This window comes from Mesorhizobium sp. AA23 (genome assembly GCF_001672435.1).
In the GTDB taxonomy this organism is placed as follows: Bacteria; Pseudomonadota; Alphaproteobacteria; order Rhizobiales; family Rhizobiaceae; genus Mesorhizobium.
Window position 1 is genome coordinate 488,278 of sequence record NZ_LYTP01000001.1, and the last position, 16,380, is coordinate 504,657.

At 62.6% G+C, this 16,380-nt stretch carries 16 protein-coding genes; 3 read left to right on the forward strand and 13 right to left on the reverse strand.

The genetic code is table 11. The features are described from left to right. Position 1 precedes the first annotated feature (1 nt). Positions 2 to 364, forward strand: a complete 363-nt coding sequence (locus tag A9K66_RS02315) for a hypothetical protein (protein ID WP_067319289.1) — start codon at positions 2 to 4, stop codon at positions 362 to 364. On the opposite strand, the gene phoB is transcribed toward A9K66_RS02315, so the two are convergent. The 7 genes from phoB to A9K66_RS02350 all read right to left on the reverse strand — a co-directional run bounded on the left by phoB (position 361) and on the right by A9K66_RS02350 (position 9,454). Next, on the reverse strand, positions 361 to 1,050 hold the full coding sequence (phoB, locus tag A9K66_RS02320) for a phosphate regulon transcriptional regulator PhoB (protein ID WP_010911896.1): 690 nt from the start codon (positions 1,048 to 1,050) through the stop codon (positions 361 to 363). The two genes, A9K66_RS02315 and phoB, sit on opposite strands and share 4 nt — an antisense overlap. A 19-nt stretch (positions 1,051 to 1,069) precedes the next feature. Next, a complete protein-coding gene (gene phoU / locus A9K66_RS02325) occupies positions 1,070 to 1,774 on the reverse strand; it encodes a phosphate signaling complex protein PhoU (RefSeq protein ID WP_067319292.1) in 705 nt (234 codons plus the stop codon). A 20-nt stretch (positions 1,775 to 1,794) separates the two neighbouring features. Next, positions 1,795 to 2,598: a phosphate ABC transporter ATP-binding protein PstB gene (pstB, locus tag A9K66_RS02330; RefSeq protein ID WP_067002093.1), complete on the reverse strand. Its 804-nt coding sequence runs from the start codon at positions 2,596 to 2,598 to the stop codon at positions 1,795 to 1,797. Continuing rightward, complete coding sequence (pstA, locus tag A9K66_RS02335; protein WP_067319294.1) at positions 2,595 to 3,446, reverse strand: phosphate ABC transporter permease PstA; 852 nt, start codon at positions 3,444 to 3,446, stop codon at positions 2,595 to 2,597. Before pstA ends, pstB begins: the two co-directional genes overlap by 4 nt. Positions 3,447 to 3,449: 3 nt before the next feature. Then, a complete protein-coding gene (gene pstC / locus A9K66_RS02340; RefSeq protein WP_067002087.1) occupies positions 3,450 to 4,436 on the reverse strand; it encodes a phosphate ABC transporter permease subunit PstC in 987 nt (328 codons plus the stop codon). Between the two features lie 62 nt (positions 4,437 to 4,498). After that, positions 4,499 to 5,557: a phosphate ABC transporter substrate-binding protein PstS gene (gene pstS, locus A9K66_RS02345; RefSeq protein ID WP_067319296.1), complete on the reverse strand. Its 1,059-nt coding sequence runs from the start codon at positions 5,555 to 5,557 to the stop codon at positions 4,499 to 4,501. Positions 5,558 to 6,076: 519 nt separating this feature from the next. Further along, positions 6,077 to 9,454 carry a response regulator gene (locus A9K66_RS02350; RefSeq protein ID WP_245307356.1) on the reverse strand — a complete coding sequence of 1,126 codons (3,378 nt, stop codon included), beginning with the start codon at positions 9,452 to 9,454 and terminating at the stop codon, positions 6,077 to 6,079. Between the two features lie 640 nt (positions 9,455 to 10,094). Here A9K66_RS02350 and A9K66_RS02355 point away from each other — a divergent pair. After that, entirely contained in the window at positions 10,095 to 10,316 is a 222-nt protein-coding gene (locus A9K66_RS02355; protein ID WP_067319298.1) for a hypothetical protein, read from the forward strand. A gap of 87 nt (positions 10,317 to 10,403) precedes the next feature. Here A9K66_RS02355 and A9K66_RS02360 read toward each other — a convergent pair whose 3' ends face one another. From A9K66_RS02360 to A9K66_RS02385, 6 genes are all read right to left on the reverse strand, one after another. Continuing rightward, entirely contained in the window at positions 10,404 to 10,793 is a 390-nt protein-coding gene (locus A9K66_RS02360; protein WP_067002225.1) for a hypothetical protein, read from the reverse strand. Between the two features lie 255 nt (positions 10,794 to 11,048). Then, positions 11,049 to 11,951 carry a glutathione S-transferase family protein gene (locus A9K66_RS02365; protein ID WP_067319300.1) on the reverse strand — a complete coding sequence of 301 codons (903 nt, stop codon included), beginning with the start codon at positions 11,949 to 11,951 and terminating at the stop codon, positions 11,049 to 11,051. A gap of 21 nt (positions 11,952 to 11,972) precedes the next feature. After that, complete coding sequence (locus A9K66_RS02370; protein WP_067319302.1) at positions 11,973 to 12,554, reverse strand: VOC family protein; 582 nt, start codon at positions 12,552 to 12,554, stop codon at positions 11,973 to 11,975. Positions 12,555 to 13,327: 773 nt separating this feature from the next. Then, positions 13,328 to 13,510 carry a hypothetical protein gene (locus tag A9K66_RS02375; protein ID WP_067002221.1) on the reverse strand — a complete coding sequence of 61 codons (183 nt, stop codon included), beginning with the start codon at positions 13,508 to 13,510 and terminating at the stop codon, positions 13,328 to 13,330. 213 nt (positions 13,511 to 13,723) lie between these two features. Next, positions 13,724 to 14,326 (reverse strand): hypothetical protein, encoded by a 603-nt coding sequence (locus tag A9K66_RS02380; protein ID WP_067002074.1) that lies wholly within the window; start codon positions 14,324 to 14,326, stop codon positions 13,724 to 13,726. A gap of 20 nt (positions 14,327 to 14,346) precedes the next feature. Next, on the reverse strand, positions 14,347 to 15,105 hold the full coding sequence (locus A9K66_RS02385; protein ID WP_067319304.1) for a DUF4142 domain-containing protein: 759 nt from the start codon (positions 15,103 to 15,105) through the stop codon (positions 14,347 to 14,349). A gap of 419 nt (positions 15,106 to 15,524) precedes the next feature. Here A9K66_RS02385 and A9K66_RS02390 point away from each other — a divergent pair, with 419 nt between their 5' ends. Then, the gene (locus A9K66_RS02390; protein ID WP_067319306.1) at positions 15,525 to 15,977 is read left to right on the forward strand and encodes a YidB family protein; all 453 of its coding nucleotides are present in this window, start codon (positions 15,525 to 15,527) and stop codon (positions 15,975 to 15,977) included. Positions 15,978 to 16,380: the final 403 nt, after the last annotated feature.

Consider the following 16,380-nt stretch of genomic DNA (forward strand, 5'->3'; position numbering starts at 1 on the left):
TATGATGAAGAGCTACAAGAACCGGCTTGGCGTAACCTATTATCTGCCTGACTTCGGCCCTCCCGCTCGCTGGCTCATGAGTGTCACGCCTGGGGGCGCGGATTTGCCAACCCTGTACTATTTCGAATGCGATGCCGAGAATCTTGGTCGTCGGGCAATACACATATACGCCGATGGCCGCATGCTCCTCGCATATCCCGGAGGCCTCGACGGCGACCACTTGCCCGAGGGGGAGCTGCCTACGGTGGAAGAGGCCGAGCACGATGGTTTGCAAACCCGCGAGATTGCCAAAGCGGAGTTCGACGCGCTTTGGGCTGCACTGTCTCGCCTGGAAGGCACGGATGAACTCCAGGCCGGCGGCTAATCTTCCCTGATCGCGTAGCCCGCCCCACGGATGGTACGTATGACGTCCGGCATGCGGCCGTTGTTGACCGCCTTGCGCAGGCGGCCGACATGCACGTCCACGGTGCGCTCGTCGATATAGATCGTCTCGCCCCAGACATTGTCGAGCAGCTGGCTGCGCGAGAACACCCGGCCGGGATGCCGCATCATGAATTCCAGCAGCCTGAACTCGGTCGGGCCGAGCCGGATCTCGCTCTTCTTGCGGTAGACGCGATGCGATTCGCGATCGAGCACGATGTCGCCGACCTTGAGCACGCTGGACAGCACCTCCGGCTTGGCGCGGCGCAGCAGCGCCTTGACCCTGGCCATGAATTCCGGCGTCGAGAACGGCTTGACCAGATAGTCGTCGGCGCCGGTCGAGAGGCCGCGCACCCTGTCGCTTTCCTCGCCGCGCGCGGTCAGCATGATGATCGGCAGGCGTTCGGTCTCGGGCCGCATCCTGAGGCGCCGGCAAAGCTCGATGCCGGACACCGCCGGCACCATCCAGTCGAGCACCAGAAGGTCGGGCACATTCTCCTGCAGGCGGATCTCGGCCTCGTCGCCGCGCGTCACCACCTCGACCTGATAGCCCTCGGATTCGAGGTTGTAGCGGAGCAGCACCCCCAGCGGCTCCTCGTCCTCCACCACCATGATGCGTGGCGCGATCATTTAGCAGGCACCTTCGCTGTCAGGCCGCCGGCGCCGACATCGCCGTCTCGTCCTGCTTAGGACGATTCGCCGGCAATTGCGTGCCGGTCAGCACATAGTAGGCGTTCTCGGCGATGTTGGTGACGTGGTCGCCTATGCGCTCCAGATTCTTGGCGCAGAACAACAGATGCGTGCAAGCCGTGATGTTGCGCGGATCCTCCATCATGTAGGTCAGGAGCTCGCGGAAGACGGAGGTGTATTTGACGTCGATGCGCTCGTCGTCGTTGCGGAGCTTGGCGAGCGCCGTAGAGTCGCCGGCCGTGTATTCCTCGATCACGCCCTGCACTTGGATCAGCACCAGCTGCGCCATCGAATCGATGGAGTGCGAAAGGTCGCGCGGCGCGGCGCTGATGCCGACCGAGCCGACGCGCTTGGCGATGTTCTTGGCAAGGTCGCCGATGCGCTCGAGATCGCCGGCCATGCGGATGGCGCCAACGACGCTGCGCAGGTCGTCGGCCATCGGCTGGCGTTTGGCAATCAGCGTGATGGCGCGATCGTCGAGCTCGCGTTGGCGCGCGTCCATGATGGCATCGTCGGAGACCACGCGCTGCGCCAGCGCGTTATCGGAATTCAGCAGAGCCTTGGTCGACGCGCCGACCATCGAGCCGGCAAGATCGCCCATGTCGCGGATGAGCTGGCTGATCTGCCTCAGATCCTCGTCGAAGGAAGCGACCGTATGGGCCATGGTTATGTCCTCGTATGAACTCAGCCGAAGCGGCCGGTGATGTAGTCCTGCGTGCGCTTCTCGCGGGGCGAGGTGAAAATCTTTTCGGTCCGGTCGAATTCGATCAGCTCGCCGAGATACATGAACGCCGTCTGCCGCGAGACGCGCGCCGCCTGCTGCATGTTGTGGGTGACGATCACGATCGTGTAGTCGGCCTGCAGCTCGTCGATCAGCTCCTCGATCTTGGCGGTCGACAGCGGATCGAGCGCCGATGCCGGCTCGTCGAGCAGGATGACCTCCGGCTTCACCGCCACCGTGCGGGCGATGCAGAGCCGCTGCTGCTGGCCGCCCGAAAGGCTCTGGCCGCTGGCGTTGAGCTTGTCCTTGACCTCGTTCCACAGCGCGGCGCGCTTCAGCGCCTGTTCGACGCGATTGTCCATCTCGGCCTTGCTGATCTTCTCATACAGCCTGACGCCGAAGGCGATGTTCTCGTAGATCGACATCGGGAACGGCGTCGGCTTCTGGAACACCATGCCGATCTTGGTCCTGAGCAGGTTGAGGTCCTGCGAACGGTCGAGGATGTTCTTGCCGTCGAGCAGCACCTGGCCTTCGGCGCTCTGCTTCGGGTAGAGCTCGTAGATGCGGTTGAGCACGCGCAGCAGCGTCGACTTTCCGCAGCCCGAAGGTCCGATGAAGGCGGTGACGCTGCGCTCGGGCAGCGACAGGTTGATGTCCTTCAGCGCCTTCGACTGGCCATAGTAGAAGTTGAGGTTCTTGACTTCGATCTTGGCCTTCTCGGCGGTCGTCTCGGCTACGTTCAGGTCGGTGGACAACATCGGTTTCATCTGTCCTCTCTGCGTCCGGTAAGGCTGCGGGCGAAGATGCTCAGCCCGAGAACCGTCAGGGTGATTATCAGTGCGCCCGTCCAGGCCAGTTGCTGCCATTCCTCATAAGGGCTCAGCGCAAACTGGAAGATGGTCACCGGCAGGCTGGCCATCGGCGCGTTGAGATTGCTCGACCAGAACTGGTTGTTGAGCGCGGTGAAGAGCAGCGGCGCCGTCTCGCCCGAAATCCGGGCGATCGCCAGCAATATACCGGTGACGATGCCGGACAGTGCGGCGCGATAGGCGACCGAGCGGATCACTACCCAGCGCGGCGCGCCGATGGCGGTGCCGGCCTCGCGCAGCGCGTTGGGCACAAGGTTCAGCATGTCCTCGGTGGTGCGCACGACGACGGGGATCACCAGGATCGACAGCGCCACCGCGCCGGCGATCGCCGAGAAATGACCCATCGGCCGCACCATCAGCTCGTAGACGAACAGGCCGACAATGATCGATGGCGCCGACAACAGGATGTCGTTGATGAAGCGCACCACCGTCGTGAGGCGCGAGAAGCGCCCGTACTCGGCCATATAGGTTCCGGCGAGCACGCCGATCGGCGTGCCGACGACGATGCCGATCACGGTCATCACGATGCTGCCGTAGATGGCGTTGAGCAGGCCGCCGGCGTCGCCGGGCGGCGGCGTCATTTGCGTGAACACCGAAAGCGAGACACCCGAGAGCCCCTTATAGAGAAGGGCGCCGAGGATCAGCGCCAGCCAGACGAGGCCGATGCCCGCCGCTATGGTGCAAAGCGCCATCATCACGGCGTTCTTGCGCTTGCGGCTTCGGTGGAGCGATGCGGCTGTCGACATCGGTCAGGCTCCCGTGCGGCTATCGATGCGCAACAGCATGTAGCGTGCGAGCGCGAGGATGATGAAGGTGATGATGAACAGGATCAGTCCGAGCGCCACCAGCGAGGACGTGTAAAGCTCGCCGTCGGCTTCGGTGAATTCGTTGGCGATGGTCGCCGAGATCGTCGTGCCGGGCGCAAACAGCGAGGCGCTGATGCGGTGCGCATTGCCTATGACGAAGGTGACGGCCATCGTCTCGCCGAGCGCGCGGCCAAGACCGAGCATGACGCCGCCCATGATGCCGACCCGCGTATAGGGGATGACCACACGCCGGGTCACTTCCCAGGTCGTGCAGCCGATGCCGTAGGCCGATTCCTTCAGCACCGCTGGCACCGTGTCGAACACGTCCTTGGTGATCGAGGTGATGAAGGGCAGCACCATGATGGCGAGGATCAGCGACGACGTCAGCAGGCCGATGCCGTAGGGCGGACCGGCAAACAGGCTGGCGAGACCCGGTATGCCGTGGAAAAGATTGATGATGAACGGCTGTACCGTCGTCTGCAGGAATGGCGCGAAGACGAACAGGCCCCAGATGCCGTAGATGATCGAGGGAATGCCGGCGAGCAGCTCGACCGCTATGCCGATCGGGCGCCTGAGCGGGCGCGGGCAGAGCTCGGTCAGGAAGACGGCGATGCCGATGCCGATCGGCACGGCAATGAGGATGGCGATGGCCGAGGTGACGACGGTGCCGTAGATGGGCGCAAGCGCGCCGAAATTCTCGGTGACCGGATTCCAGGATTCAGTCGTCAGGAAGGAGAAGCCGAACTTCGATAGCGCCTCCCACGAGCCGGCGATCAGCGAGACCGCGACGCCGCCCAGAAGAACCAGCACGAGTATGGCGGAGAGGCGCGTGACCGTTCGGAAGATCGTGTCGGTCAGGGCGAAGCGGCGCACCGTCGCTTCCCTGGTCCGTATGGCGGACGATGTCACGGCTTCGGAAACGGCTGTCATTTGCCCTCGCATTTCGAAAGAGACAGGAGGGCGCCCGAGGCGCCCTCCTTATTCCGGAGGAATTACATGCCGGAGTAGAGCGGCTTGCCGTTGCTGTCGACGATGTCCTTGCTCCACATTTCCTCGACGCTCTTCACGACCGCGTCGGGCATCGGAACATAGTCCAGCTCGGCGGCCATGTCGTCGCCCTTGGCGTAGGACCAGGCGAAGAACTTGAGCGCTTCGGTGGTGGCCGCCGCATCGTCGGGCTTCTGGTAGACGAGGATCCAGGTCGCGGAGGTCATCGGCCAGCTTTCAGCACCAGCCTGGTTGGCCAGGATGACGCCGTAGCCAGGCTTGGAGCTCCAGTCGGCATTGGCTGCAGCGGCCGAGAACGCGGCAGCGGTCGGCTCTACCTTCTTGCCATCCTTATTGATCAGGTCGGTATAGGTGAGCTTGTTCTGTTTGGCATAGGCATACTCGACATAACCGATCGCGCCACCAGTCTGCGCGACGTTGTTGGCGACGCCTTCGTTGCCCTTGGCGCCGATGCCCACCGGCCACTCGAGCGCGGTATTGACGCCGACCTTCGACTTCCAGTCGGCGCTGACTTCGGCCAGATAGTAGCTGAAGTTGAACGTGGTGCCCGAGCCGTCGGAACGGTGCACGACCGCGATCGCCTGGTCGGGCAGCTTGACGTCGGGGTTGAACTTCTTGATCGCCTCGTCATTCCAGTTGGTGATCTTGCCGACGAAGATGTCGGCCAGCGTCGGGCCGTCGAGCACCAGTTCGCCCGGCTTGACACCTTCGAGGTTGACGACCGGAACGATGCCGCCCATCACCATCGGGAACTGCGCGAGCCCGGTCGACTTGAGATCCTCGCCCTTGAGCGGCGCGTCCGAGGCGCCGAAGGTCACGGTCTTGGCCTTGATCTGCTTGATGCCGCCACCGGAGCCGATCGACTGATAGTTGAGACCGATGCCGGTCTCCTTTTTGTAGACGTCGGCCCACTTGGCGTAGATCGGATAGGGGAAGGTAGCGCCGGCACCGGAGATGTCGGCCGCCATAGCGGCGGAGAGGGAAAGGGTGGATGCCGCAGCCATTGCAATCGCAACGGCCGCCGAGCGGATGAAATGTCTCATGTGGCCTGCTCCTGTTCGGAATATGGTCTTTCGGCAACCCTTTTCTGTCGGCGCCTGACGAGCGCAATAGACGTCGATTATTACAGTCGCATGACAGTTTCGTGTCAGCCCGGTAACGCCTGAACGGGGATGCCTTGGGGGGGCCTGCGGCCGCCATTTGCGGACCCAGCCGAAGTTTGCCGCCGGAATCAGTAGCTTGTCCGACTTTTGAATCAAAAATTATCCTGGCGGCCGGATCTCCGGCCGCCGGGAAATAAAATCCGGACGAGAGCGCGTTGCCTGTGCGCCAGAGCGGATCATGGCCTGGCCATCGCCGAAAACAGGTCCGTTGGGGTAGAGTCGACGCTGTTCCTTGCCGGCGGTCGCTGCTCCCGCCCGTAACCGAAGGGCGGAATCGACAGCAGCCATTGTCCTGACCTGGCCTTCGTTTTGTATGGTGCGATCACACCATATGTCTGCGTTGGACGCCCGCCGACGGACCTCGTCGATGACGCCGTGAACGGCCGCGCAGAAAGGCTGTTATCCGGCGCTGCGGCGGACTTCCGCGTCCGACCCGAGCCATCTTTCAAGCTTCTCGAGCAGCGCCTTCGGGCTGATCGGCTTCGGCAGGTAATCGTCCATGCCGGCTTCCAGGCAGCGCTCGCGGTCGCCCTTCAGTGCATGCGCGGTGACGCCGACGATCGGCACATGCGTGCCCATCTCGGCTTCGAGCCGGCGGATGGCCGCGGTCGCCTCCAGGCCGCTCATCTCGGGCATCGACACATCCATCAGGATCATGCGCGGGTTAAGCCTGCCGAAGGCGTCCAGCGCCTTGCGGCCGTTGCCGACGATTTCGAACTGGTATCCGGTCTCGCCCAGGATTTGCGTGAACACCATCTGGTTCACCTCGTTGTCCTCGGCGACGAGAATGTCGAGCCCGGCCTCCGCGCCGGCCAGGCGTGCACGGGCACGCGCCGGCGGCGGCTGCAGCAGGACGCGATCCGCCGCGGTCGCCTGCGCCGTGGACGCCTGCGGCGCGCCGGCCCCGGTCTCGACGTCGCCGGTCAAGGCCGGATGGATGGCCGCCGTGCTGTGGCGATGACGCTGGATGGTGGCGACCAGCGTCTCCAGCAAGATCGAGGAACGCGCCGGCTTGATCAGCTGCGCATCGATGCCGAGATCGCGGTAGGCGGCGCTGGCGAGCGACTGGTCGACCGAGGTCAGCATGATGATCGGCGTGTGCGCGAGGCCGGCGGTGTTGCGCACGATGCGCGCCATTTCGGCGCCGGTCATGCCCGGCATCTGGTAGTCGAGCACGACGCAGTCGACAGGCACGCCGTAGGCGGCAGCCGCAATCAGCACCTTCAGTCCCTCGGCGCCGCTTTCGGCCGCGCAGGAATCGAAGGTCCACGAAGCCATCTGCTCGCTGAGGATCGCGCGGTTGACGGCATTGTCGTCGACGATCAGCACGCGCGCGCCGGTCACGTCGACCGGCATGATCCGCTGCCCGCCTCGCTCGGCCCGCGGCAGCGTGACGGCGAACCAGAAGGTCGAGCCCTTGCCCTCGGCGCTGTCGACGCCGATCTCGCCGCCCATCAGCTCGACCAGCCGCGAGGTGATGGCAAGGCCGAGCCCGGTGCCCTCGTGCCGTCTTGTCGAGGAGGTGTCGACCTGGCTGAATTTCTCGAACACCAGCTTCAGCTTGTCTTCGGGAATGCCGATGCCGGTATCGGTGACCGAGATGGCGAGCTTCGTCCCCGACGGAACGCGCTCGCCGGTCACGTCGACCAGCACATGGCCCTTGTCGGTGAACTTCACCGCATTGCCGAGCAGGTTGGTGACGATCTGTCGGATCCGGCCGACGTCGCCGACGAACTGCCCGTCGAGCCCGGGCTGGACGCGAACGATGAGCTCGAGGTCCTTTTCCTTGGCGCGGGTCGACACCAGCGTCGCCACATCCTCGATCGCCTCGGCAAGGTTGAAGGGCGCCGGGTCGAGCACGAGCTGGCCGGCGTCGATCTTGGAGAAGTCGAGGATGTCGTTGATGATGGTGAGCAACGCGTTGCCCGATTTGACGATGATGTCGGTGAACGTCCTCTGCTTTGGGTCGAGGTCCGACTTTGCGAGCAACTCGGCCATGCCGAGCACGCCGTTCATCGGCGTACGGATCTCGTGGCTCATATTGGCGAGGAACTCCGACTTGGCGCGGTCGGCAAGCACGGCACGCCGGCGCGCCTCGCTGAGCTCGGCCTCGCGCTGTTTCAGTTCCGTAATGTCCGTGGTCGACCCGATCAGATAGAGCGAACCGTCGGACGCGATCATCGCGCCCTTGCGCGCGAACTGGTGACGCACGCTGCCGTCCGGCAGCGTCACCTGTTCTTCGATCTCCTGCGTCTCGCCGGTGCGCAGCACCGCCAGGTCGCCGGCGACGAAAGCTTCGCCGTCCGCGCCGAAGATCTCGACGTCGGTCTTGCCGATCGCCTCTTCCTTGCTGAAGCCGGTGAGATCGCACCAGCCCTTGTTGACGTAGAATTGCCTTAGATCCGAACGCTTCGCGTAGATCGACACCGGCACGTTGTCGATCAGGTTGCGGAACACCTCGTTCTCGCTCATGGTTTCCTTGAGCGCCCGCTCGCGCGCCTTGACCTCGGTGATGTCGGTGCTGGAACCGACCAGATGCACCGATCCGTCGGTCGCGATGAGGCGGCTCTTGCGCGTCATCAGCTGCCGCACCGTGCCGTCGCGATGGCTGACAGGCTCCTCGACTTCGCGCCCCTTGCCGGTCGCGATGACCTCGGCATCGTCATGGCTGTAGCTTTCGGCGTCCTCGGCGCCGAAAAGCTGCCGGTCCGTCTTGCCGATGACGTCTTCCTTGGCAATGCCGGTCAGCGCGCACCAGGCCTTGTTGACGAACTCGATTGTAAGATCCTCGGCCTTGATGAACGCCGCCACCGGCAATTCGTCCATGACATGCCGGTAAAGGTCGATCTGCCGCATCGAGTCCCGCAGCGCCTTCTCGCGGGCCTTGATGTCGGAAATGTCGACGCGCACCCCTATGAACGTGCCGTCGTCCGCTCTCATGTCGTAGACCTGGAACCAACGACCGTCGGGATTGAGCCGTTCATAGGACGAATTGGGCAGGTGGTAACGCTTCAGCATGGCGTCGAGCCAGCGCTCTTTGTCGACACCATAGAGATTGTCGATCTCGACGTCGCAGCTCGACCGGAAATAGCCGGCGGAATGACCGAGAGCGAGCGCCTCGCGTAAGGTGCGGCCCGGCTGCCAGGCCGGCTTCAGCGCCGGCAAACTGTCATGGAGCTTGCGGTTGGCGAAGACGAATTCATCGTGGCGGTCATAGATGATGACGCCGGCCGGCAGCGACTCCAGCACCGTGGCGAGATTCTTGCGCGCATCCTCTGCCTCGGTCTCGCGATGCTTCATGTCGGTGATGTCGACATAGGAGATCAGACGCTTGCCGCCGGCAAGCGGTGCCAGCGAGGCGATCAGCACGCGGCCGTCATTGCGCGGCAACTGCCTGGAACCGGCAACGCCTGCCCGGATTTCGGCCTCGCGCTCGGCGATGTGGCGTTGCCAGCCCACCTCGTCGGCACCATAGGGGTCGGCGTCGCGGCTGGCCTCCATCAGCTCGCGGAAGCCGCAGCCGGCAGTGGCGCGAAGCGGATCGATCTTCCAGAAGTCGTAGAAGGCGCGGTTGATGATCTCCGCCCTGAGCTCGGCATCGAGGACAATGACGCCGATCGGCATCGAATCGACCATCAGGCGAAGATTGGCAAGCGCTTCCGAGGTCGCGGCCGCATGCTGATCGGGGGCGCGGGGGACCGCCGCCTCGCCGCGCTCGACCGCGCCTTCGAAAGAACGGGCGGCGCCCATCTCGAAAGTACCGTCCCTATCCGCCATCCCTACCCCCAGGCCGAACCCTCCCGGTTCGTCGGCGGAATGTGCCCGACAAGCATTAACGATCGGCTAACCTTAACGATTCGCAACCGAACACGCCCGATGCCGTTAACGGGTTTTAGGCGGACGCCGGTCCGACCTCGCTGCGGTAATCCGTCCGTTGGCGAACCCACCGCTGCCGGGCTATAAAATCGGTGGGGGTATAGCTGATGCTTGGTCGAATGCTGACTTTTGTTCTCTGTCCGGCGCTGCTCGCGGCAAGCGGCTGCACGCGCAGCGACGACGGAACCGTCATCATTCCAAGCCGGATGGACGTCAGGCGCATTTGGGACAAGGCCCCGCCAGGAACAACAGCCTCGAGGCAGATCGCGACGGACGTGTTTCCTCAGCCGCCGATCGCCCCGGTGAGTTCCCCCAGTCGAAGACGTGTTTCGACGGCCCCTTCCTTTCAGCCGGATTTGGCTGATGCGTCCTCCCAGCCACAGAAGGCGCTCGCCTGCCGGAATGTCAGCGAACCCGGCAAGCGCTATCGCGTCGTCTGCGAGTAGCGTAGCAGCTACGATAAGATCGCGTGTTTCCTCACTGCGCGTGAAACCTTTGTGTGGCGTCTGGCGTTATCGGCGCAGCACGAAGGGGAGCGAAGATGTCTGTTCATTTCACCGTCTCAGGCCTGACCAGAAACCTGATCCATTCGCTTGGACTGGATCACGAGCGGGCCCCGAGGCGTCTGACACCCGAGCAAAATCTATTGTTGGAATGCTATCTGGCCGGCCAAATTCCGGAATCGGCCTGGAGCGACTACGTCTTCGAAATGCCGCAACTGGAAAAACACGCCAATGCCCGCCGCAGGCGCAATCCGGCGTAGCGCTGTCCAGCAACAAAGCGCCACCTAGAAAGCATAGCCGTTTTCTGTTGGAAATCGGCGAAGGCGAAACTGAGCAACTTGGCAGTTCTACTGCTGAATTGCTTTGGCGTTGTCCTTCGGCGAATTGAATTGAAGCGTAAAGATCTTCCCGGGAATTCCTTTTGCGAGGTCCGGCGAAAAGCTGAGCGGCAGGCAATTTCGCAGGGCGGCGGTCGCCGCGTCGACATAGGCCTGACGCGCCTTGTCATCGCCGTTGACCTTGATGGCCGTTGGCTTCGGCGGGCCGATCAGCGTGCCGTCGCGCTTGAAGCTGAAGCTCAAGGTGACCGAGGCAGTTCCGGCTTCGGCCGGCGGCGTCCAGCACGCCTGCAGCGCCGCGCCGACCTCGTTCATCGTGTTGAGCGATGCGGCATCTGCCGGAAAAGGCATCGCCAGCAGCGCGCCTGCGATCGCTGAAAGTCTAGCCGTGCTTCTCATGGCTTTGTCCTCGCCGCTTTCGCCCGTTCGCATGGTACGATCAACGACGCGGATGACAATAGAATTTCAACCGCGCCGGCACCCGATAAAATCATGCTGCCGTGACGCTGGCGCGCCGGCGGAAAAGCAAAAAGGCCGGCGCTGAGCCGACCTTTCCTTCTCCTCGGCAATCGCGCCAGTACATCCGTGGTCGCAGCGAGGACCGAGACACTAGACAAGGGTTTGGTTAACGAAACCCTAAACCTCGCGCATTTCTTAAGCCGTGGCCTGGGCCTTCACATGGGCGATGTAGCCGCGCACGTCGCCGGCCGGCTCAGCATAGGCCTTGCCGAGCTTCTTCTCGATCGCAGCCATATAGTCCTTCGCCCAGCTGGGCAGCGCATAGTCGATGACCGCCAGAAACTCCAGTGTCGCCGCCAGACGGATGTCGGCGATCGAGGGGTTGTTGCCGCCGATGAAAGGCTTGCCGTCCCTGAAGAAGCTATGAAAGACCTCCAGCGGCTCGGCGATTGCGGCGATGGCAGCCTTTTGCGCCTCCGATTTCTTGTCGGGATGGGCATCGCTGTGGCCGACCTCGCCGGCATATTGCGGAAAGCCAAGTGCCGGATAAGTGGCCCTGGCCACATAGGGATAGAGCGTTCCGACCAGGTAGAACATGGCGCTGTCGACCATCGCCCGCTTGGCCGGCGCCTTCGGATAGAACTTGTCCAGCCCGTGCTTGTTGGCGAGGTACTGCATGATTGCGCAGCTTTCCCAAAGCACGCCTCTGGGAAGTCCTTTGTCCTCGATCATCGGAGTCAGATGCGCCGGGTTCCGCGCCAGGAATTCCGGCGTGCGCGTCAGGCCCCAGGCGTCGGTCTCGGCATGGTCGAGCCCGGCCGCTCGCGTGAACACCCGGACCGTCATGTTGTTGACGCTGGGTCTTAGCATGCTGAGCTTGACCGCGGGCTTCTTCGCCGGCTTCGCCTTGGCTTTAAACGCTGCCTTTGCCGTTGCTTTAGACGCGGCTTTTGCCGTCGCTTTAGGCGCGGCTTTTGCGCCCGGCTTGACTGCGTTGGCCGACATCTTGGCGGCAGTCACCTTTGCCGCCGGCTTTGCCATCTTCGCTGCCGGCTTGGCGGCGGCCTTCTTCGTTCCCTTCGTTGCAGCCTTTGCCATCTGGTCCTCCCTCTGACCTGTTCAGTATGGATTTTTCGCCGCCCGGTTCTCGGACAATGTTTCGCGCGATCGCTCGACCAGCGCCTGGATGGCGTCGGCAAGGTGCGCCTCGGCGATATTGTAGTCGCCGCGCGCAACGCGGATCTTGTGCGCCGCCATCAGCACGTCGGCATGGCTGAAGCCCGCGGGCGGCTCGAACCGGTAGGAGGCAAGCTCGATCAGCAGCCCAAGCGGATCCTCGAAATAGATCGAATCCATGAAGCCGCGATCCTTGACGCCGCTGTGCTTGATGGCGCGCTCGTCGAGCCGGCCGACTGCCTGCAGGAACGTCACGCGCGACACCGAGAACGCGATGTGGTGGACACAGCCGGTATCGGTCGGCGTGCGCCGCTTGACCGGGCTGCGGCTCTCGTCGGTGAAGACCGTGATCAGCCGGCCATCGCCCGGGTCGAAATAGAGGTGGCTTTCGCTCGCTTTGTCGAGATTGGGCTGCTCGAAGATGAATGGCATGCCGAGCACGCCTTCCCAGAAATCGATGGAGGTCTGGCGATCGGCGCCGACCAGCGTGATGTGATGGACGCCTTGCGACTGCAGTTTTTGCATTGGCTCCTCCCGGCGCCGCCGCGCCTGCCGCCGGACGATGTGGTCAGGCAGCCTTTAAATCGGCGCCCGGCAGGCGACCGCCGCACGGCTTCCCCCTTGGTTCCGCAATCCGCATCCTGCTGGATCGCGGCCGAAACTTTGATCGGATGCTAATTCAATCCGACGCGTTGCGCCAGAAGCGGCGACACGGCATCGCACCAGCAGGTCATCGCCGGCCGCAAGGAGGATGCGCAAGGCTCTGCTGCGTCATGCTCGAGGGCCGGCCGGGCCAGCGGAACCGCCTGCCCGACACCGCCGTTTGCAACGATGGCATTGGCTGACGACATCCAAATGGCGGAACGCCATATTCTGTAGGCCGAGCAGCACATCAAGCGCCAGCGCGCGCGCATCGCTGCGCTAAAGCGCCGCCGGTTGCCGCGATGCAAGGCGTCCAGCTTTTTGCAGTTGCTTGAAGACGCCCAATTGATGCACCTGCATCATCTGTCGCTGTTGTTGGAGAGAGCGTCTCGCGAACGGACCCGAGCCGGCATTTTAGACTTGGCCGCTTGGTTCAGTGTCGGCAGCCTGCGGAAGCCTTATTTGTAGACCGTCCTTGAGGGCGCCCGAAATGGCGCCACCGCTACGCTTTCACGTCGCCGATCAGCGAAGCTTCTCAGCGATAGCGGCGACACTCACGCCGTCCTCGCGCCGCATGGCTCCTCATGGTAGCCCGCTCTCGGGTGTTACTACCCGCAGCGCGGACACTCTCTCAATCTACCTTCGAAGAAGAAGCACTACTCCGACTTCGCCGGGGTTTCTTTCTTGATTTCCGTCGATGTTGACGTGTCGGACTTGTCAACACTCGCCGTCTGCTGCGCGTCGACTGAGGCTTGATCCTTCGCGTGTGCCGGGCAATTGGCTGATGCTGCAGAGACGGACAGGCCCAGCGCTAAGATCGTTCCGAGGAAGGCTTTCATCATCATCCTCCTTTTGGCAAGTGACATAGCGTAACCCGCGCGTTGCGCGCCGCAAAATCACTTTTCACTCCCCGCATCACAGCTGGCTCGCGCGTCGAGGCCGCAGAGAACTTTATTGAGCGGATGGACCGAGCTGCGTTGCTCCGGGCATGGAGGCGCTGTCTACGCGCCAGAGCGTGAAGCCCCCAAGCCCTTCGCCTGGGGGCGATATGGTCAAACGCGATTTGCGTAGCGCGCCCGATCGCGTTCGATCTCGTCGGCGGTGTAGTTTTCGGCGCCAGCGTCAAAACTCGTCCAACCGTCCGCTTCGTAGGCACTGCGGCGATCTTCCAAGTTCACCGATCTTGATTGACCGAGGATGCTCTCGGCTTCGCCGGCCAACGCGTCGCTAACCTTGGCCGTGACCAACGTCCCGCCGCGGCGCACACCTTCGGCGTAGACATGAGCATCCCTTTCCGGGACCCCGGAGTCGGTAAGGGCTCCGACGATGCCACCGGCAGCCCCGCCGACAACTGCGCCTCCCAATGCGCCTGCAGCGGTAGCGGCGAGCCACCCTGCGGCGACAACAGGGCCCACGCCTGGGATAGCCATGATCCCTAGCCCCGTCAGCAACCCGCCGGCGCCGCCAATGAGGGCACCCACACCGGCACCGCCAGCCGCATCTTCGGCGGCATTCGAGCGATCATCTTGGTACCAGCCGGTCGAATTATTGGCGACGATGCTGATGTCGGAATGCGGAACGCCGATTGCTTCGAGTTCACCGACGGCATCGGAAGCGTCGTCATAATTGTCAAATAGTCCGGTCACAGTTCTCATGGTTGAACTCCAATCCGTTCTCAGTTGCTGCCGGCAACGACGTTGCCTTGATAATCGAGCGCCACGGTTGTCTTCTTTCCGTCCTTGGTGGCCTGACCGCGCCAGATGCCTTGATCGTCCTTGGTCAGCGCTGAGACATCCGAGAAGCCGGCATCCTGGATCCGGCTCTTGGCCTGGTCTTCGGTGAAGCTATTGGCGCCTGGCACCGGAGCAGCCGGATTTTTTGTGTCGGTCGTGGTGACGGCGGGAGTTGTCGAACTCGTCGTCGTGCCGGTCTCATCGTCCATGGTGGAAGCGATCTTCTCGATCATTTCCTTATGCATTTTGAGTGTGGGCAAGGTCTCCGAAGCGAACGCCTTGAGCTGGGGATTGTCGCCATCCTTGGCGTAGTTCTCGAACAGCTCCACGGCATCCGCGTGCGCATCACGCTGCATCTGCACATAGGTCTTTTCGACCTGATCCTTGCCGTTCTGAAGGGCGTCGAGATCGCTCTTGTGCTTGGCATCCGTCTCGGCGGGCACTTTGAGCTTCTGCTCGCCGGCAATCGTTTCGAGTTTTGCATTGGCCGCCCCATGATCGTCGATCATCTTTTGGGCGAAGTCTTTGACCGCCTGATCCTGGGCTTTGGCTTGGGCGATCTTACTCGACTCGACCGCGAACATGCCCCCATTGGCAGCCTTGTCGACGAACCCCTGGGCATCGTCGGCGGCAAGGACAGGCACTGCAAATGTGATGGCGGCGGCTGTGGTCAGCGCAACCAATAGATGGCGATTTTTCATGGAGAGGTTCCTGGTTGGGCACAGATCGTGCTGCAAACCCAACAAGCGTCCGACATCTTTGTTCCGAGCGCGGTTTGATTTAGCCGAGGAGTACCGGCATTCTTTTCCCTAGGACCCGGCTGCCGGGTTTTCGGTCCCGCCACGCTCCTGAACAAAAGCCAATAGGATCGCGGCCAGCAGGATTCCTTCAGTATGGCTTGTCGCCAGTGGCAAGCAGGTTGAAGGGGGTGCCACCGGAGATTTTTGCGGCTTTCCGAGCGGCCTTCGTCCAGGACTTTATGCGTCTAAATCAAGCGGCTCGTGATCCAGACTGTTGATTGCAAGATGACCTCGCTTGCTGGCCTCTCGGCAAACTTTTCACGTTAGACGGAACCTTTGTGATCACCGGCTCTTCCCTTGTAATTGCTGGGAGGCAATCAATGGCAAACCTGGGAAGACTGGCTGTCGCCATATTGGGCATTCTCGCCTACCAAAATCGCGACAAGATCGGAGAGCTGCTCCGTGGCGCGGGAAATCGCGATCCAAACAGTCTGCAGGGAGGGATCTTGGATCAGCTGTCCAAAGGCGTATCGGGGACGGCGCTTGGGGATATTGTCGACCGCTTCAGAAATGCGGGAGCCGGTTCCAAGGTGGATTCTTGGGTTAGTAGCGGACCCAACCAGCCGATCGAGCCGAAAGAGGTCGAGGCGGCAATAGACGACGAAACGCTCGCTTCTCTTTCAATGCAGACCGGCTTGTCCCGCGATGAGCTGATAGCCAGGATAACCAGGGACTTGCCCGAGGCGGTCAACAAGCTGACGCCCAATGGCGAACTGCCACCCGCGGGGCCCGACGATGTCACCCTGCTCGATCCGGTGCCACCACAGCGTTGATGGCGCCGCAAGGTCACACTCCAAGTCCGTCAGCGTTTGCGAAAAGCCTGTCTTGAGAAGCGCGAGGACTTGCAACGGTCATGGCGCAACTCATCCCGCTTTCGCAGGTGAGCGGTTTGCCGCTTCCGTTTGGGAGCGTGCTGACTATGAGCGGTCAATCCCATCAGGGGTGTAGCCGCAGAGCCAACCAAAGGTCCCTCGCTTGCGCTCATTAATCGCGACGGCGTTTATTAGCTACGCCTAAAGTTCTGATGTCAGCCGTCGAAAGGTGGCGCATAGTACAGACTTGCCCCTTGCCCACATGGGGTAAAAGGCCCGGCCTGTCTGCCCTAGGTCCCCCGATATGCCACAGGCCGGGCGCCCCCATCTTTAGGCTGCACTGTTCCGCGCCGCCTTTTTCAGC

Excerpts from the sequence above, each read along its gene's own strand:
- A9K66_RS02315 (WP_067319289.1), top strand. The coding sequence starts at position 2 with ATGATGAAGAGCTACAAGAACCGGCTTGGCGTAACCTATTATCTGCCT.
- phoB (WP_010911896.1), bottom strand. The coding sequence starts at position 1,050 with ATGATCGCGCCACGCATCATGGTGGTGGAGGACGAGGAGCCGCTGGGG.
- phoU (WP_067319292.1), bottom strand. The coding sequence starts at position 1,774 with ATGGCCCATACGGTCGCTTCCTTCGACGAGGATCTGAGGCAGATCAGC.
- pstB (WP_067002093.1), bottom strand. The coding sequence starts at position 2,598 with ATGAAACCGATGTTGTCCACCGACCTGAACGTAGCCGAGACGACCGCC.
- pstA (WP_067319294.1), bottom strand. The coding sequence starts at position 3,446 with ATGTCGACAGCCGCATCGCTCCACCGAAGCCGCAAGCGCAAGAACGCC.
- pstC (WP_067002087.1), bottom strand. The coding sequence starts at position 4,436 with ATGACAGCCGTTTCCGAAGCCGTGACATCGTCCGCCATACGGACCAGG.
- pstS (WP_067319296.1), bottom strand. The coding sequence starts at position 5,557 with ATGAGACATTTCATCCGCTCGGCGGCCGTTGCGATTGCAATGGCTGCG.
- A9K66_RS02350 (WP_245307356.1), bottom strand. The coding sequence starts at position 9,454 with ATGGCGGATAGGGACGGTACTTTCGAGATGGGCGCCGCCCGTTCTTTC.
- A9K66_RS02355 (WP_067319298.1), top strand. The coding sequence starts at position 10,095 with ATGTCTGTTCATTTCACCGTCTCAGGCCTGACCAGAAACCTGATCCAT.
- A9K66_RS02360 (WP_067002225.1), bottom strand. The coding sequence starts at position 10,793 with ATGAGAAGCACGGCTAGACTTTCAGCGATCGCAGGCGCGCTGCTGGCG.
- A9K66_RS02365 (WP_067319300.1), bottom strand. The coding sequence starts at position 11,951 with ATGGCAAAGGCTGCAACGAAGGGAACGAAGAAGGCCGCCGCCAAGCCG.
- A9K66_RS02370 (WP_067319302.1), bottom strand. The coding sequence starts at position 12,554 with ATGCAAAAACTGCAGTCGCAAGGCGTCCATCACATCACGCTGGTCGGC.
- A9K66_RS02375 (WP_067002221.1), bottom strand. The coding sequence starts at position 13,510 with ATGAAAGCCTTCCTCGGAACGATCTTAGCGCTGGGCCTGTCCGTCTCT.
- A9K66_RS02380 (WP_067002074.1), bottom strand. The coding sequence starts at position 14,326 with ATGAGAACTGTGACCGGACTATTTGACAATTATGACGACGCTTCCGAT.
- A9K66_RS02385 (WP_067319304.1), bottom strand. The coding sequence starts at position 15,105 with ATGAAAAATCGCCATCTATTGGTTGCGCTGACCACAGCCGCCGCCATC.
- A9K66_RS02390 (WP_067319306.1), top strand. The coding sequence starts at position 15,525 with ATGGCAAACCTGGGAAGACTGGCTGTCGCCATATTGGGCATTCTCGCC.